This window comes from Tenacibaculum sediminilitoris, assembly GCF_964513795.1.
Taxonomy (GTDB): domain Bacteria; phylum Bacteroidota; class Bacteroidia; order Flavobacteriales; family Flavobacteriaceae; genus Polaribacter; species Polaribacter sediminilitoris.
In genome coordinates this window covers 57,994-73,622 of the sequence record NZ_CAZEQR010000002.1, presented here as the reverse complement: position 1 = coordinate 73,622, position 15,629 = coordinate 57,994, and the positions used below count along the sequence as shown (strand labels likewise).

The window sequence follows — 15,629 nt, the reverse complement described above, 5'->3', positions numbered from 1 at the left end:
GAGTTTTAGTTTTTGTCTATCACATCACCTGATCCTACAGAGTTGCTGTCAATGTGTGAAGGTTTTCCTTTATAGTATACACTACCAGATCCCACAACAGAAGCCTTAATTTTACCACTTACAGAGGTTTGTACGTCTCCTGATCCAGCAATGCTAGCCTTTAATGAGCTGGTATTTAAATCGTAAGCTTTTACATTTCCAGATCCAGCAATAGAACATTTAAGATTGTCTGTTTTGCCTTTTAATTTAATATTCCCAGAGCCTCCAATTGATGCTTTTACAGTGTTAGCATTTACGCTAGCCATAATATTTCCTGATCCTCCCAAAGCAAAAGAAACTTCATCAGCCTTTATATATTTTTTTACAATAACATTTCCAGATCCTCCTAAAGCAACCGATTCAATTTTTTCAAAAGGAACAGTAATTATTAACTTTTTTGTAGTTTTAATATTGGTATTTTCTTTAAAGTTAATATTTAACTTTCCTTTTTTAACCTCTGTTTCAATGTATTTTAAAATGTTTTCTTCTCCTTCAATGGTTAATTTACCTTCGGTTCCGTCTACTAAATAGACATCAAAAGAACCTCCAACGCTTACTTTGTCAAACGATTTAATAGTGCGTGTTTGTGTAATGACATTTCCATTTCCTTTAACTTTTTTAGAACTCCACCAGCTTTGTGCTTGAGTTTGAAAGCTAAAAGAAAGTGTTAATAATAAGACTGCTAATTTTTTCATTTTAGTATAATTTGTAAGTTATTAGTTAATTATTTAATTTCAAAGAAACACCACCGTATCTAGATTTTATAGTAATAGTAGAGTTAGAGTTGTTTTTACCAAAAGTACCTTCGTAATGTTTTTTAGATGATTTATTAATGCTTTTAAACATATTTATATGGTTTTCAGGATACCCAAATCCAGCATAATCTAAATCAACAGTAAAGTTAAAGTTGTTATCGCTATAGGTACCAAGTTTAATACCAGCATAGCTTCCGTCAATAACAATGTTTTCAAAACCTTTTTCAATATTTCTAACTCTAACACCGCCATAATCGGTATTAATCTTTAAGTTTTTTCTTAAGGTTCCTATTTTTATACTTGCATAATCAGAACTACCATTAATGTTTGAGGCATCATCTACAGAAATACTTCCATAATCACTATTAAAGTCAACATTATTTGCTGTACCTATTTTCATGGTAGAATAATCGGCATTTACTTTTAAGTTTTCTGATTTTAGAATGGCTAACTTAGAGTAATCAACACTTAAGTTTCCTGATTTTATAAAGTTAATTTCAGAAGTACCACAATAATCTAAATTAATGTTATTAGTTTCATTTAATAATTGATCAATTTGTACTTTACCATAATTACAATTAATATTAGATTTACCTTCTAGTTTATCTAGCTCAATGTTTCCGTATTTATTATTTAAATCGGCATTATTGGTAATTGGCATCTTAACAAAGTAGTTAATCTTATAGCTTGTGTTATTGTTGCCCCACCAAGACCAACTTGACTTTGTTTTTTCAATAATGGTTCTGGCTTCTACTAAACTAGGAGTAGATTCAAATTGAACATCAATTGCTTTTAACCTACGTTCAACATTAGATAAGTCATTACCCTTAACTGTTATTTTGATGTTAATCTCTATTCTGTTTTCGTTCCAAGTGGTTACATTAACATTACCATATTTGTTGTTAATATATAAGGTTGCATTTTTGTTAACAGAAAAAGTTTTACGTATGTTTTTGCTTTTTTCGTGTTTTTTATCATTAGCTACTAAAAGTGTAGGAATGAATAGCAGTAGGAAAAGTAGTTTATATAATTTCATCTTCTAATATTTCTAATTTAGCAGGGTTTTGTTGTAACTCTAATCGTAAAAGAAGTTTTTCTAATACATCTAACCGTTGTTGATAATTTTGTATCATCTCTCTGATAATTTGATGTTTGTTTTCTCTTTTAGATAGTTCTTTTAAGAGAGTTTTGTATTGGTCTTCTAACTCTTCAATTTCATTTAAAGAATCTTCAATAACCATTTCAGTATCTAAACTTCTATATTGTTCAACTTCTTTTAACTCTTGGTTTATAGTTGTAACAAAAAAGTTTTGAGCTTCTGCCATTTTAGGCGAAATATCGGCTAAGTCGTAGGTGTTTTTTTGTTGGTAACTACCAAGGTAAAACCCTAAAACTAATACTATTGAAGCTGCGATACTCATCCAAAAATAAGATGGTTTTTTAGCTTGTTTTGGCGACTCTAGTTTTCGTTGAAATCGATTTAAATGTCCTTGATGAGGTTCAAAAACATCAAAATCATTTTCTTTAAAAAACTGATGTAGTTTATCCTCCATATACTTGTGTTTTATTAGTATTAGCTGTTAATACTTGTTTTAACTTCTTTTTTGCTCTAGATACTGTTGTTCGCACATTTTCATTGGTGTAATTTAATATCTGAGCGATTTCTTCATAATCATAACCTTCAATAAGGTTTAAGGTCAATACAATTCTGTAATTATCCTTTAAGCTTTGTAAACAGTTTATAACTCTTTTAACCTCTAAAGAACTATAATCTATCTCAATATCTTCTACTTCATGGCTAGGAATCACATCCATTCGTACTTCATCATATCGAGTAACTTTTTTTAATTGGGTTAAACTCTTATTAATTACAATTCTTTTTAACCACGCACCAAAAGTAACTTCACCTTTAAAAGTATCTAATTTCGTAAAAGCGGTTAAAAACGCTTCTTGAATTAAATCTTCTGCTTCGAACTCGTCTTTTAAAATACGATATGATGTATTATACATAGCTTTGTAATAGCTCTGATATACCTGCATTTGTGCAGAATTATCGTTTTTTCTACAACGTTCGATTAGTTGGTTGATATGTGTTTGTTGCGACTCCAATGAAATCATTCTATACTAGAGACAATTTAACTTTTAAATTGTGACAGTTTATAAGAATAAAAATAAATAATTTTCAGATTTCTATTTCTGTTGTTTAGTATTTTATTGATAATTAATTGATTGAGTGTTGTTTTGTGAAAGCCAAATTGGGACAGGTAAAGCTAGGTAAAAAAACGAATCAAAATATGTATATTTGACACAATGGTTAGCAGTGTTAAAATTATTGAATGTCCAAGGGATGCAATGCAAGGAATTAAAAGTCACTTTATTCCCACAGAGACAAAGGCAAAATATATCAATTCACTGTTGAAAGTGGGGTTTGATACAATTGATTTTGGAAGTTTTGTGTCACCAAAGGCAATTCCCCAAATGAAAGATACAGCTGAAGTTTTATCAAAATTAGATTTATCTACAACTAAAAGTAAACTATTAGCAATTGTAGCGAATGTGCGAGGTGCAAATGATGCTTCCCAATTTGAAGAAATAGATTACTTAGGGTATCCTTTTTCAATATCAGAAAATTTTCAAATGCGTAATACGCACAAAACAATAGAACAGTCAATAGATACATTGAAAGAGGTTTTAGCTATTGCCAATAGAAGTAATAAAGAGGTAGTTGCTTACTTGTCAATGGGGTTTGGAAACCCTTATGGAGATCCTTGGAGTGTTGAGGTAGTAGGAGAATGGACAGAAAAACTTTCGGGCTTTGGAGTTAAAATCTTATCTTTGTCAGATACGATTGGGAGCTCAACACCAGAAGATATAGATTACTTATTTTCAAACTTAATACCTAGTTACCCTCAAATAGAATTCGGAGCTCATTTACATACAACACCAGCCAAATGGCACGAAAAAATTGATAGTGCTTTTAAAGCAGGTTGCCGACGTTTTGATGGAGCTATTAAAGGATATGGAGGTTGCCCAATGGCAAAAGATGAATTAACAGGCAATATGCCTACTGAAAAATTATTGTCTTATTTTACAACAAATAAAGTAGAAACAAATATAAAACCAATGAGCTTTGAAAGTGCATATAATAAAGCACTTGAAGTTTTTTAAAAGATTATGAAACTAAATATTATTTTTCTTTTTTTCTTTTTTTTAGCTTTTTCAGCTTTTTCTCAATCTATCGATAGAGAAAGAATAGGGATGTGGAATGTGAAAGAAGGAAGAGTAATTGAAAATCAGTCTGTAAGTGATGATTTAGCAGCTTATTACTGGAGTGAGTTTAATAGGATTTTTCCAAAAGAGCTCACTCAGGAATATATAAAACGTATCGTTTTAATGACAGATGGGGTAGATGAAAAAACAGGGGCTTTAGTTGCATTGAGTTCCAAAAATGATAAATGGCAATTAGAAATTGATATTAGGGATGTTAATTTTGAAACTAAAGATAAAAGAAGGCTTCATGAGTCTGTTTATACATTAGTACATGAGTTTGGACATTTATTAACTTTAAATAGAACTCAAATAAGACCTACCAATAAAAGAGAGCAAAAAGAAGGTGAGCTATATTTAACATTGGAAGGAGAAGCTTACAAAAATAGCTACATTAATAGATTTGTCAATTTGTTTTGGAAAGGAGCACTGTTAAATCGTTGGGATGTTATTCAACGAAAATATTGCTACACAGAAGCAAATTATTATACAGAGGAAAACTGTGTTGAAAAACTGTATGATTTATATTTAAATAATCGTACAGAGTTCCTCACAGACTATGCTGCCGAAAGTCCAGAAGAAGATATTGTTGAAAGTTGGACCGCTTTTGTGCTAAGACCGAGAATTAAAAAACCTAGAACCACAGCACACAAAAAAATAAACTTCTTTTATCAATTTCCAGAATTGGTAGAATATCGAAAAATGATTAGAAATAATACTCGTCAATATCTTCATTAGAATTTGTAAATTTGGTTTCGTTTAAAGAGAAATCAAATGAAACAGTTTAGGGTATTACTACTATTATTAGTAGCTTCTTTTTTAATTAATTGCAGTTCTCAAAGGAACAGAATCACTACACAAAAAACAAAACATCAGTCTAAAAAAGAAGCTGGTAAAACTTATTTTAACATAATTCAATTAAACGATGTATATGAGATAGCTCCAATTCAAGGAGGTATGTATGGAGGAATGGCTAGAGTTGAAACGGTGCATCAAAACCTATTAAAAGAAAACAAGAACACTATGTTAGTCTTGGCAGGGGATTTTTTATCTCCTTCTTTATTAGGAACAATGAAGTACAATGGGAGTAGAGTGAGAGGGAAACAAATGGTAGAAGTTATGAATGCTATGAATTTTGATGTAGTAGCATTTGGGAATCATGAATTTGATGTAAGTTATACAAACCTTCAAGAACGTTTAAATGAAAGTAATTTTGATTGGATTTCAGCAAATGTGCTTCATAATGTTGATAATACACATTCTTATTTCTCTAAAGTTATTAATGGTAAAAAAGAAGCTTTAAAGGAATATTATATTAAAGAATTTAAAAACTTTGATGGAACTAAATTAAAGGTTGGGTTTATAAGTGTTTGTATTCCGTCAAACCCAAGAAACTATGTATACTACGGAAATATGTACAAAGAAATGCAACGTTCTTATAACGAAATAAAAAACCAAGTTGATGTAGTTATAGGTTTAACTCATGCTTCTCTTATACAAGACAAAAAGATAGCAAAGCTATTACCAAACGTACCATTAATAATGGGAGGGCATGAGCATACAAATAGTTACGATAAAGTAGGTGAGGTGGTAATTACAAAGGCTGATGCTAATGCCAAAACAGTTTATATTCATAGGTTTGAGTATAGCCCAAAAACAAAAGAAGTACATTTTAAATCTGAATTAAAAGAGATTAATAATACTATTCCTTTTAATGAGAAAGTAAAAGCCATTGTTAAAAAATGGCAGTTAGTTTTAGAAGATAAAATTGAAGAAGTAGTACCTAACCCTTACGAGGTAATATACAAAGCAAAAGAACCGTTAGATGCAAGAGAAAGTACGATTAGAAGTATACAAACTAATATGGGGGAAATCATAGCAAAATCTATGAGTTTAGCATATGATAATAAAGTTGATTGTGCTTTAGTAAATGGAGGCTCTGTAAGAATAGACGACGTGTTAAGAGGAAATATTAATGCAGTAGATATTTTTAGAGTGCTACCATATGGAGGTGAGGTCTTAAAAGTAGAGATTAAAGGAAGTCTGCTAAAAAAAGTACTCAATTTTGGGGTAGATGCTTCAGGAACGGGTGCTTATTTACAAAGATTTAATGCTAACAAAGTGAACGGGAAGTGGATGCTTAAAAATGGTAAACTTGAAGAAGATAAAACGTACACAGTTGCTTTTTCAGATTACTTATTAAGAGGACTCGATATTCCAATGCTCTCAGATAAAATGTCAGAGGTTATTAACGTTTATAAACCTAAAAAGGAAGAAATAGCATACGATATACGAAAAGCTGTAGTTTATTATTTGAAAAAATAGTTCTATAAAATCTTGAATAATAATCAGTTTTAAGGTAGATAAAATATTATTTAAAATAAGTCTTAATAAAATTTGTTAGATTAATTATCTCTATTACTTTTGCGGTCGTAAAACAAAAATAGTTTAAAATCAATCTAAATAAAATGAAAAAAATATTTTTAGGTTTATTAGCAGGAGTATCTTTATGCGCATCGGCGCAAACAGCTCCAAAAGATAGTATTCCAACAAACCCACAAAGCCAACAAAATGCTGCACAGCGTTTATTATCTTCTAATTTAAGTCAAAAAGGATTAACAGTAGGAGGTTATGGTGAAGTACACTTAAACAGAGCTACAGGTAAAGAAACTAATTTAGATGTTCATAGAGTAGTAATGTTATTTGGTTACAAATTCAACGAAAGAACACAGTTTATTACAGAAATTGAATTTGAGCATGTAAAAGAAGTTTACATTGAGCAAGCATTCTTACAGTATGGTTTAACAGATAACTTAAATGTTAGAGCAGGTTTAATGTTAGTACCAATGGGTATAGTAAATGAATATCACGAACCAACTACATTCAACGGAGTTGAAAGACCGAGTATGGATAAAGCAATTGTACCAACAACATGGAGAGAAATTGGTTTAGGAATATCTGGTAAATGGGACGAAGCTTCTTTACGTTACCAAGCTTATATGTTTAACGGATTTAACTCAGGAACTTTCGATGATGCTACAGGAGAATATACTGGGATGTTAGGAGGATCTAATGGTTTAAGAGGAGGTCGTCAAAAAGGAGCTGAATCTAAAATGAACAATATTAATTTCTCAGGTAAATTAGATTATTACGGGTTACCAGGATTACGTTTAGGATTATCAGGATACTTTGGTAGAACACAATCTGATAGAGCTGTAGAAGATATTAACGGAGCTGATGTAGGAATTGCAATGCTTGGTTTAGATGCTCGTTATGCATACCAACGTTTTACAGCACGTGGTCAATTTATACACGCTAGTTTATCAGATACTGAAGAATATAATGCATTATATGATTTAGATAACTCTAAAGATGCATTAGGAAGTGAGTTACAAGGATGGTATTTAGAAGCTGCTTATAACTTATTATCTTTAGACAAAAAGCAACAATTATACGCTTTTGCTCGTTATGAAGATTTTAATACACATGCATCTGTAGAAGGAGGAATTAATAAAAACCTTGCTTATGATCGTGATGAGTGGACGTTTGGTTTAACTTATAAAGTTGCGCCAGGAGCTGCATTTAAAGCAGACTACCAATTAAAAAACAATGCAGTAACAGGAAATTCAACAACAAAACAACTAAACTTAGGTTTTGGAGTTTGGTTCTAAGAGAACCAAAAGTTTAAAAAAATATAAAGCCGAACCAAATTCTAGTAATTTGATTCGGCTTTTGTTTTTTTATTTAGACTAATTCTAATATTTTTGCAACATGAGAAAACAAATACTATTTCCTTTCGTACTATTAATAACTTCTTTTAGCTTGTTATCATTTGTTATTCCAAAAAATATTCAAAAAAAAGTAGCTAAAGAAATTAGCAAAACTTTTGATGTAGAGAATTTTGACTTACAAAAAGTAGAAATATCAGATGAAGTTAATGCCCAACTTGTACGTAAAATAAAAGGAGAAAAATTGTTTAAAATAAATGCTAATGAAAAACTTATTGGTTATGCATTTATTGATAAAGCACCTAGTAAAACAGACGAATTTGACTATTTAATTTTATTAGATTCAAATTTAATTATCGCTAAAACTAAGGTGTTAATTTATCGTGAAGATTATGGTGGGGAAATAGGTAGCAAACGTTGGTTAAAGCAATTCAAAGGTAAAACATCAAAAGATAAGCTAAAGTATCAAAAAGATATTATGGCAATTTCTGGAGCAACAATATCTGCTTCATCAATGACTATTGCTGTAAATACATTCCTTCAAAATTTAGTAATTCTTCATCAAAATAAGGTATTATAAATGCAGATTCACGGAGTTATTCATCAGTTTCCTAAAGAAATAAAACATTTAATATTCGTTTTTGTAGTTACGTTAAGTATAGGGTACTTTGGAGGTCTTTCTTTTGTAAAAGATACGGCCAATGCTAGCTCAAAAGGAATACAAGAACGCTACTTAGGAAATGAAGACGATGAAGAGGCTACTAAAATGATGTTTAAAAAATCTTCTGGAGAAATTAAAACATTAGTACACAATCATATTTTATCACTTTCAGTAATTTTCTTTTTATTGGCAATTATTTTGTCTACAACAAGTATTTCTATGAAACTGAAACTGTTTTTAATGATAGAACCTTTTATTTCAGTTGTATGTACCTTTGGAGGTATTTATGTAATGTGGACAGGTATTACTTGGATGAAATATGTAATAATGGCTTCAGGTTTTTTAATGACAGCTGTGTATGCTACTTCAATAATTGTTATTATTCAGCAATTGTATTTTAAAAAACAATAAATAATATAACTTTCTTATTAGTTTACTTTTCTTTCTGTATTCTTCGTTTACAAGAAAGGTAATAGGATACATAAAACCTCACTTAAAAATTATTTTAAGTGGGTTTTCTAAATAGTATTTTTATTGTAAATTTAGCCAATAACCAAATTTAAAAAAACATAAAAGATGGGAAACCCAGTAAACGTTAACGGAGTAACATTAACATTAAAAGATTTTAAAAAGTTAAATATGAATATTAATGCTGGCGAGATAGCTAGCGGACCGTTAACTAATATTTCTTCAAACGAGAATAGTGGAGCATCAGATTATACGGTTACAACGGTAGCTTATATTCCATCAAACAAGCTAAATCCAGTAACAAACCAAAATGGTTTACAACTTCAAAAAGACGAAATTTATTTAAATTATTATGGTGTTAAACAGGTAAAAGTTTTAGATAAAAATGGAAGCACTGTTACTTATTTGTGTAGAGATTTTAGAGTAGAGTTTAATTGTGATGAAGAAGCTAGTCAGTACGATTTATATTATGTACAGTTTACCTATGTATTAGAAGCAGGTACGGAGCCGGTAGATATGATTTTTGTACGTGATGATAACGAAGATCCAGAAACGGATAGAGGTACTGTAACAGGGCCTGTAGTTGAAGATGGAGATGGAAATTAACAATGAAAAAAATTATTCTATTTTTATTAATTAGTTGCAATGTTATATATTCTCAAGATTTAGAGTTTTTAAAAGAAAGAGCAGAAATTATATGTAAAGAAAAGGAAAATAGTAAGTTTTGTAAAGTCTTTTCTTTTTATAAAAATAGTGAGTTTGATTCATGTTATGTGCATATTAATGAGTCTCTTTTAAAGGTATCAACGATAGAGGAGCGTGACATTTTAAATTATATTCAAGGTGTTTCAGCGGTTAGAAAAAAGCTTTTAAAGAAGGCTTTGAATAGTATTTCTTTGGTGTCAGAAAGTGGTGATTTTAAAGCTTTAAAAGAGCTTAATTTAGGAAGTATACACTTAAGGTTAAAGGATTATGATAAAGCTTTAGCTCATTATAAAAATTGGGAGAATTTAAACGTAAAAACAACAGATAAGTTTGCTAAAAAGGTTTATCATAATATAGGTATAGTTTATATTCATAAAAAATCGTATTCAAAAGCAAAAGAATATTTCGAAAAAGAGCTTTCTCTTATAAAAGAAAAGGATACATTGTCTTTAATAAGAGCTAAGATGGATTTAGCAAATGTATATTACAATCAGTATTTAGATAGTGATGCTATTCCATTGTTTGAAGAAGCTTATAGTTTGGCTAAGTCCTATCCTAATCTAGAGTTTAAACAGTTAACTTCTCAAAACATGGCGGTTGTAGAGAAGAATAGAAAGAACTACCAAAAAAGTGTAGAGTATTATATGGAGTATGGTCGTTGGAAAGACTCTATTTGGAATCGTGATAAAATTTGGGAGCTTACAGAAAAAGATAAGCAATTAGCCGTAGCCCAAAAGCAACAAGAAATTGTAGTACAAGAAGAACAGTTAAAGCGTCAAGCAGTAGTACAAAAGAGTTTGGTAATTGGCGCTTCTGGCTTATTAGTTTTTCTAGGACTTTTAGGCTATTTTTATAGAGAGTTAAGAAGTAAAAATAAGTTTATTACCCAACAAAAAGAGGAGTTAAACGTAGCTAACAAAACGAAAGACTATTTATTTTCTGTAGTATCTCACGATTTACGTTCGCCAATTAATACAATTAAGAGACAACATGAAAAGCTAAAACGACAGTTAAAAAACAAAGAATACGATGCGGTAAGTGAAACTACCAATAACGCTATTGCATTAACTGAAAGCACGAGTCATTTATTAAATAATGTATTGCATTGGTCGTTAGAACAAAACAACCAATTATCATTTAAAGCAGAAGAATATCCTTTAAAACCGTTGGTAGAACAAGCTGTTTATAACTTTGAAGAAATTGCAGAAGCTAAGAATATAGTACTAACAACAATGTTAGAGGCAACTATTTTGGTAAAAGCAGACAAGGAGTCCTTAAAAATAGTATTGAGAAATTTGTTAGATAATGCACTAAAGTATACAGGAGAAAACGGTACAATAGCAATAAAAACCTATAACGACTCTGAAGAATTTAGTACAATTGAAATTAAAGACACAGGTTTTGGAATTTCAGAAGAAAAACTAGCAAAAATAAAAGGATTAGAAGATTTAAGTATTGACAAAATTAACAGATCAGAAGGTGTAGGCTTAGGTATGCTACTATGTCAAACACTAATTAAAAAGAATAACGGAAAACTACTCATAGATAGTAAGTTGGAAGTGGGGACAACTATACGAATTTTGTTACCCAACGCAAGCGCATAAAATTATGAAGAAATTACAATTACTATTGCTAGAAGATTCAGAAGAAGAAGCTTTAGAACTTTCTTCTTTTTTAGAAGATAATGATTACGAAGTATCATTAGCAAAAAATGCAGTAGAAGCAGAAAAGCTAATCAGAAATCGCTTTTTTGATGTTATTATTTTAGACATCATGATAAATGGAAGACCAGACGGAATTTCGTTAGCTCACCGCTTGAATAAAGAAGGAATTAATATCCCTTTTTTATTCTTAACAAGTATGCAGGGGAGAGAAGTTTTTGACGAAGCAAAGCTAACCAACCCATTGGTGTATTTATTAAAGCCATATAATAAATTAGAGTTGTTATTCTCTTTAGAATTAGCAATAGAATCGTGTTATCAACAAAACAACAGTATTAGTTTAGCATCAGAAAATGCCGTATTAAGTCCAGCTTTTTTATTTATTAAGAAGAAAAGGAGTGTTGTTAAAGTAGATGTGTCTTCTATTAACTACATAGAGGTAAAAGAAAAATACTGTAGTTTAATTTGTGATTCTGGAAACTACCTTATAAAGTTATCGTTAACCAAGCTAAAAGACATGTTATCTAATCCAGACTTTAGACAAGTGCATAGAAATTACTTAGTTAACATTAAAAAAATAAATGAAATTTATTTTGAAGATAACCTTATTGTTTTAGATAATGGAGAAAAAATACTCTTTAGTGAACGCTATAAAAATGCGTTTATAAAAGACAACACCATTTTTAGATAGTTGTTATACTATTTTAGAAACTAAAGTTATTACAAAGCCAAAGCCATTTTCGATATTAGAAATAGCTTTGGCTTTTTCATTGTTACTAATAGTAGCATCATCAATTAATTTTAGTGTTTTTATAGCATTAGTATTGGTGATTTTACTTTCCTTAATAAAAGCATCTACTTCACTAAGTTTTAAATTAGTTAAACTAGCCAATTGTTTGTTAAACTCGGCATCAGTTTGTGAAGCAGCTTCTTTAGCTATATTGTTCCAATCTATAGAATTCATAATCGTTATTTTTCAGTAATTACTTTTTCAATGGTTATCAATTTATTTAGAGCATTTCCAGTTTTATCAATACTTTGATTAATGGTGTTTTCAACTTTCTGTATATTAATTTTATCCCCTGTAAGTTGATCTATTGCATACAAAGCGTCACTTTCTTTAGTTTTTATTTTCACCGCAGAATTAATTAAGTTTTGAAGCGAAGTAGTAGCTTTACTATAATCACTATAATTAGAGTTTAGCTGGTTCAAAATATCTTGTCTTTGTGAATTTAACACACTTTGAAGAGAGTCTTTTTTGCGATTAATAACAGGAACAATACTACTAAGAATATTAGGTAACTCTTTTTTGTAATCTAAAGAATCAGGTAATAAACCCTCAAACTTTTTTAGTAGTGTAGGGGTGTACTTATTTTCAATAAATAAATTGATTTTTTCTTTTCGCTCATCAAAAAGTTTGTTGACTAAAGATACATTTAGCTGATGCATATTATCAGCTTCTTTAATAACTTCTTTAGTAAGTGTTACAGTAGAGCTTGGAATACTGGCACAAGAAAGTAGAAAGCAACTAAGAATAGCTAAGTAAAAATACTTCATGAGTATAAAATTTAAATTAAAAAGAGGTTGCTACTATAATTGAGCTAAGTTTGGTTAGTATGCTTTATGCTATATTGATAATTACTTGGTGTAACAACCTCTTTATTTTAATTATAAGTTATTTTGCATTGGTTTTTGGCACGATAAAAATAGATTTTATTCTATCTATAATTCCTTCTAGAATACTAAAAATAGCTTCTGAAGAAAACCCTCCAATTAAAGCCAAAGCCCCCTTGTTAAAAAGATTAATATTTCCAGGTTCTGTGGAGTAAAATGAAATAATTTCTGACATAATAAGCCCAGCAATAATACCAAGAATAATTTGTGCTACATATGAAATAGACTCTTCTGAAACCATGGTAGATTCCTTAATAGCATCACTAACTTTTCTTAGCAAATAAAAAACAACACCTAAACCAGAAACTGAAGCTAAAAAAGAAAGATTTAAAAGTAACGATAGCCCCGAGTTATTCATCAAACCTTTATCTAATGAATTATTATTAACATCAGGAGAAATCGCAGTAACAACAAGTAAACCTAAAAAGAAAAGTGCTAAAAAAATAAGATTTCTTATAGTAGGGAGCTTGCTAAAAATAGACTTATGCTTCTCTTCATCACGTAGTTTTTTAGTGTATTCTATCGATTTCGGTGTAGCAGGAGCAATATTTTTCACTAAGATATTATGTGCATTAATTAAATCGTTTAAATCCTTACTTTCAATTAAGGAGTTAACTTCTGTATTAATAATAATGCCATTGTAAATAGCATACGACAACATATTATTAATTTCTGTTATTAGCTCTTTAGATAATTTAGGATAAACTCCATTTGTATGAGTAACCGTTTCCCTAGTTTTTTCAAAAGTGTTTTTTTCCATTAATTACCAGTATTTATGAATAGTAAAGAGTTAAAATATGACAGTAAAACTAAAAATAATTTAAAAAAGAAGCAAGTAAGAAGTCTTAAGCGTACAAAACTTAATTATTAACGTTCTGTTTAAAAGGCTAAAATAAACTAATAAACGCAAATAATGGTTTACTTAACTTAAATTTAAAGATGTATTTTATATTATTTGTAGTATATTTGCATGCAATTAATTAACAACACACTAAATTGATTGCATATGCAAGCTCATCAATCTAAAATACTAGGTGAAGGATTAACGTATGATGACGTTTTATTAGTTCCTGCTTATTCAGAAGTACTTCCTAGAGAAGTTTCAATCCAAACAAAATTTACAAGAAACATAACAATCAATGTTCCAATAGTATCTGCCGCTATGGATACTGTTACTGAATCTGCTATGGCTATTGCTATTGCCAGAGAAGGAGGAATAGGAGTGTTACATAAAAACATGACGATTGCCGAACAAGCTAAAGAAGTTCGTAAGGTAAAACGTGCAGAAAGTGGTATGATAATCGACCCGATTACTTTATCGTTAAGCGCTATTGTTTTAGATGCTAAACAAGCAATGCATGAGCATAAAATTGGAGGAATTCCAATTGTTGATGAAGCAGGAAAGTTAGTAGGAATAGTAACCAATCGTGATTTACGTTTTGAAAAAAACAACGAGCGCCCTATCGTTGAGGTAATGACTTCTAAAAACTTAGTAACAGTAGCAGAAGGAACTTCTTTAAAAGACGCCGAAGTTATCTTACAAGAAAATAAGATTGAAAAGTTACCAGTTGTTAATGATAATGATAAGTTAGTAGGTTTAATCACTTTTAGAGATATTACCAAATTAACACAAAAACCAACAGCAAATAAAGATACGTATGGACGGTTACGTGTGGCTGCAGCATTAGGTGTAACACACGATGCGGTTGATAGAGCAGCAGCTTTAGTAAAAGCAGGAGTAGATGCAGTAATTATTGATACAGCTCATGGGCATACACAAGGAGTAGTTTCTGTATTAAAAGAAGTAAAAGCAAAATTTCCAGAATTAGATGTAGTTGTAGGGAACATTGCAACTCCTGAAGCAGCAAAGTATTTAGTAGAAGCAGGAGCAGATGCTGTAAAAGTAGGAATAGGACCAGGGTCTATTTGTACAACACGTGTAGTTGCTGGAGTAGGCTTTCCACAATTTTCAGCAGTGTTAGAAGTAGCAGCTGCTATTAAAGGAAGTGGAGTTCCAGTAATTGCTGATGGTGGTATTCGTTATACAGGAGATATTCCTAAAGCTGTTGCAGCAGGAGCAGACAGTGTAATGTTGGGGTCACTATTAGCTGGTACCAAAGAATCTCCAGGAGAAACTATTATTTATGAAGGAAGAAAATTTAAATCGTACCGTGGAATGGGATCTGTTGAAGCAATGAAACAAGGCTCAAAAGATCGTTACTTCCAAGATGTAGAAGACGATATTAAAAAATTAGTTCCAGAAGGAATTGTAGGACGTGTTGCATATAAAGGTGAATTACAAGAAAGCATCCACCAGTTTGTTGGAGGTTTACGTGCAGGAATGGGATACTGTGGAGCAAAAGACATTGAAACCCTAAAAAACACAGGAAAATTTGTTCGTATTACAGCCAGTGGAATTAACGAAAGTCATCCACACGATGTAGCGATTACTAAAGAAGCACCAAACTATAGTAGACGATAAAATATAAGGTTATTATTACCTTAATGTAGGTAGTAAACTATTAAAGACAAAAGCTGTTAATTTAACTATTAACAGCTTTTTAAATTATATTTTAAAAAGTGAAGAGAAAATTGTTTTTTGAATTAAAAAATCTTTCTTTTACCATCCAATTAAAATTGTTTGAATAGAGAGAAAAATATAGTACTATTT

Annotated in this window: 17 protein-coding genes; 10 read left to right on the top strand and 7 right to left on the bottom strand. The window is 30.4% G+C overall.

From position 1 onward, the window contains the following. Positions 1-5 precede the first annotated feature (5 nt). The 4 genes from ACKTSW_RS00865 to ACKTSW_RS00850 are packed head-to-tail and all read right to left on the bottom strand — an operon-like array spanning position 6 to position 2,912. The gene (locus ACKTSW_RS00865; protein ID WP_408023385.1) at positions 6-734 is read right to left on the bottom strand and encodes a head GIN domain-containing protein; all 729 of its coding nucleotides are present in this window, start codon (positions 732-734) and stop codon (positions 6-8) included. Positions 735-759: 25 nt separating this feature from the next. Beyond that, complete coding sequence (locus ACKTSW_RS00860; protein WP_408023384.1) at positions 760-1,830, bottom strand: hypothetical protein; 1,071 nt, start codon at positions 1,828-1,830, stop codon at positions 760-762. After that, on the bottom strand, positions 1,817-2,347 hold the full coding sequence (locus ACKTSW_RS00855; protein WP_408023383.1) for a hypothetical protein: 531 nt from the start codon (positions 2,345-2,347) through the stop codon (positions 1,817-1,819). Before ACKTSW_RS00855 ends, ACKTSW_RS00860 begins: the two co-directional genes overlap by 14 nt. Then, entirely contained in the window at positions 2,337-2,912 is a 576-nt protein-coding gene (locus ACKTSW_RS00850; RefSeq protein ID WP_408023382.1) for an RNA polymerase sigma factor, read from the bottom strand. The genes ACKTSW_RS00855 and ACKTSW_RS00850 overlap by 11 nt, the downstream gene beginning before the upstream one ends. 192 nt (positions 2,913-3,104) lie before the next feature. Here ACKTSW_RS00850 and ACKTSW_RS00845 point away from each other — a divergent pair, with 192 nt between their 5' ends. The 9 genes from ACKTSW_RS00845 (at position 3,105) to ACKTSW_RS00805 (ending at position 11,975) form a co-directional block, all read left to right on the top strand. Further along, a complete protein-coding gene (locus tag ACKTSW_RS00845) occupies positions 3,105-3,962 on the top strand; it encodes a hydroxymethylglutaryl-CoA lyase (protein ID WP_408023381.1) in 858 nt (285 codons plus the stop codon). A gap of 6 nt (positions 3,963-3,968) precedes the next feature. Then, positions 3,969-4,799, top strand: coding sequence for a hypothetical protein (locus ACKTSW_RS00840; protein WP_408023380.1), 831 nt, complete (start codon positions 3,969-3,971; stop codon positions 4,797-4,799). Positions 4,800-4,835: 36 nt separating this feature from the next. After that, positions 4,836-6,386, top strand: a complete 1,551-nt coding sequence (locus ACKTSW_RS00835; protein ID WP_408023379.1) for a bifunctional metallophosphatase/5'-nucleotidase — start codon at positions 4,836-4,838, stop codon at positions 6,384-6,386. Between the two features lie 143 nt (positions 6,387-6,529). Next, positions 6,530-7,732 carry a hypothetical protein gene (locus ACKTSW_RS00830; protein WP_408023378.1) on the top strand — a complete coding sequence of 401 codons (1,203 nt, stop codon included), beginning with the start codon at positions 6,530-6,532 and terminating at the stop codon, positions 7,730-7,732. A 100-nt stretch (positions 7,733-7,832) separates the two neighbouring features. After that, positions 7,833-8,369 (top strand): FMN-binding protein, encoded by a 537-nt coding sequence (locus ACKTSW_RS00825; RefSeq protein ID WP_408023377.1) that lies wholly within the window; start codon positions 7,833-7,835, stop codon positions 8,367-8,369. Beyond that, positions 8,370-8,861, top strand: coding sequence for a hypothetical protein (locus ACKTSW_RS00820; RefSeq protein WP_408023376.1), 492 nt, complete (start codon positions 8,370-8,372; stop codon positions 8,859-8,861). A gap of 165 nt (positions 8,862-9,026) precedes the next feature. After that, positions 9,027-9,524, top strand: a complete 498-nt coding sequence (locus ACKTSW_RS00815) for a hypothetical protein (RefSeq protein ID WP_408023375.1) — start codon at positions 9,027-9,029, stop codon at positions 9,522-9,524. 2 nt (positions 9,525-9,526) lie between these two features. Beyond that, positions 9,527-11,227, top strand: a complete 1,701-nt coding sequence (locus tag ACKTSW_RS00810; protein ID WP_408023374.1) for a tetratricopeptide repeat-containing sensor histidine kinase — start codon at positions 9,527-9,529, stop codon at positions 11,225-11,227. A gap of 4 nt (positions 11,228-11,231) precedes the next feature. Continuing rightward, positions 11,232-11,975 carry a LytR/AlgR family response regulator transcription factor gene (locus ACKTSW_RS00805; RefSeq protein ID WP_408023373.1) on the top strand — a complete coding sequence of 248 codons (744 nt, stop codon included), beginning with the start codon at positions 11,232-11,234 and terminating at the stop codon, positions 11,973-11,975. A 3-nt stretch (positions 11,976-11,978) separates the two neighbouring features. Here ACKTSW_RS00805 and ACKTSW_RS00800 read toward each other — a convergent pair whose 3' ends face one another. The 3 genes from ACKTSW_RS00800 to ACKTSW_RS00790 all read right to left on the bottom strand — a co-directional run bounded on the left by ACKTSW_RS00800 (position 11,979) and on the right by ACKTSW_RS00790 (position 13,718). Beyond that, positions 11,979-12,248, bottom strand: a complete 270-nt coding sequence (locus ACKTSW_RS00800; RefSeq protein ID WP_408023372.1) for a hypothetical protein — start codon at positions 12,246-12,248, stop codon at positions 11,979-11,981. A 5-nt stretch (positions 12,249-12,253) separates the two neighbouring features. Continuing rightward, positions 12,254-12,841 (bottom strand): hypothetical protein, encoded by a 588-nt coding sequence (locus tag ACKTSW_RS00795; protein ID WP_408023371.1) that lies wholly within the window; start codon positions 12,839-12,841, stop codon positions 12,254-12,256. A gap of 118 nt (positions 12,842-12,959) precedes the next feature. Next, on the bottom strand, positions 12,960-13,718 hold the full coding sequence (locus tag ACKTSW_RS00790) for a hypothetical protein (RefSeq protein ID WP_408023370.1): 759 nt from the start codon (positions 13,716-13,718) through the stop codon (positions 12,960-12,962). Positions 13,719-13,964: 246 nt separating this feature from the next. Between ACKTSW_RS00790 and guaB the strand changes: the two genes are divergently transcribed. Next, positions 13,965-15,440, top strand: coding sequence for an IMP dehydrogenase (guaB, locus tag ACKTSW_RS00785; RefSeq protein ID WP_408023369.1), 1,476 nt, complete (start codon positions 13,965-13,967; stop codon positions 15,438-15,440). The last annotated feature ends 189 nt before the right edge of the window (positions 15,441-15,629 follow it).

Coding starts and splice junctions, on each gene's coding strand:
- ACKTSW_RS00845 (WP_408023381.1), top strand. CDS start 3,105: ATGGTTAGCAGTGTTAAAATTATTGAATGTCCAAGGGATGCAATGCAA.
- ACKTSW_RS00810 (WP_408023374.1), top strand. CDS start 9,527: ATGAAAAAAATTATTCTATTTTTATTAATTAGTTGCAATGTTATATAT.
- ACKTSW_RS00790 (WP_408023370.1), bottom strand. CDS start 13,718: ATGGAAAAAAACACTTTTGAAAAAACTAGGGAAACGGTTACTCATACA.
- ACKTSW_RS00830 (WP_408023378.1), top strand. CDS start 6,530: ATGAAAAAAATATTTTTAGGTTTATTAGCAGGAGTATCTTTATGCGCA.
- ACKTSW_RS00800 (WP_408023372.1), bottom strand. CDS start 12,248: ATGAATTCTATAGATTGGAACAATATAGCTAAAGAAGCTGCTTCACAA.
- ACKTSW_RS00840 (WP_408023380.1), top strand. CDS start 3,969: ATGAAACTAAATATTATTTTTCTTTTTTTCTTTTTTTTAGCTTTTTCA.
- ACKTSW_RS00860 (WP_408023384.1), bottom strand. CDS start 1,830: ATGAAATTATATAAACTACTTTTCCTACTGCTATTCATTCCTACACTT.
- ACKTSW_RS00865 (WP_408023385.1), bottom strand. CDS start 734: ATGAAAAAATTAGCAGTCTTATTATTAACACTTTCTTTTAGCTTTCAA.
- ACKTSW_RS00850 (WP_408023382.1), bottom strand. CDS start 2,912: ATGATTTCATTGGAGTCGCAACAAACACATATCAACCAACTAATCGAA.
- ACKTSW_RS00835 (WP_408023379.1), top strand. CDS start 4,836: ATGAAACAGTTTAGGGTATTACTACTATTATTAGTAGCTTCTTTTTTA.
- ACKTSW_RS00815 (WP_408023375.1), top strand. CDS start 9,027: ATGGGAAACCCAGTAAACGTTAACGGAGTAACATTAACATTAAAAGAT.
- guaB (WP_408023369.1), top strand. CDS start 13,965: ATGCAAGCTCATCAATCTAAAATACTAGGTGAAGGATTAACGTATGAT.
- ACKTSW_RS00855 (WP_408023383.1), bottom strand. CDS start 2,347: ATGGAGGATAAACTACATCAGTTTTTTAAAGAAAATGATTTTGATGTT.
- ACKTSW_RS00805 (WP_408023373.1), top strand. CDS start 11,232: ATGAAGAAATTACAATTACTATTGCTAGAAGATTCAGAAGAAGAAGCT.
- ACKTSW_RS00795 (WP_408023371.1), bottom strand. CDS start 12,841: ATGAAGTATTTTTACTTAGCTATTCTTAGTTGCTTTCTACTTTCTTGT.
- ACKTSW_RS00825 (WP_408023377.1), top strand. CDS start 7,833: ATGAGAAAACAAATACTATTTCCTTTCGTACTATTAATAACTTCTTTT.
- ACKTSW_RS00820 (WP_408023376.1), top strand. CDS start 8,370: ATGCAGATTCACGGAGTTATTCATCAGTTTCCTAAAGAAATAAAACAT.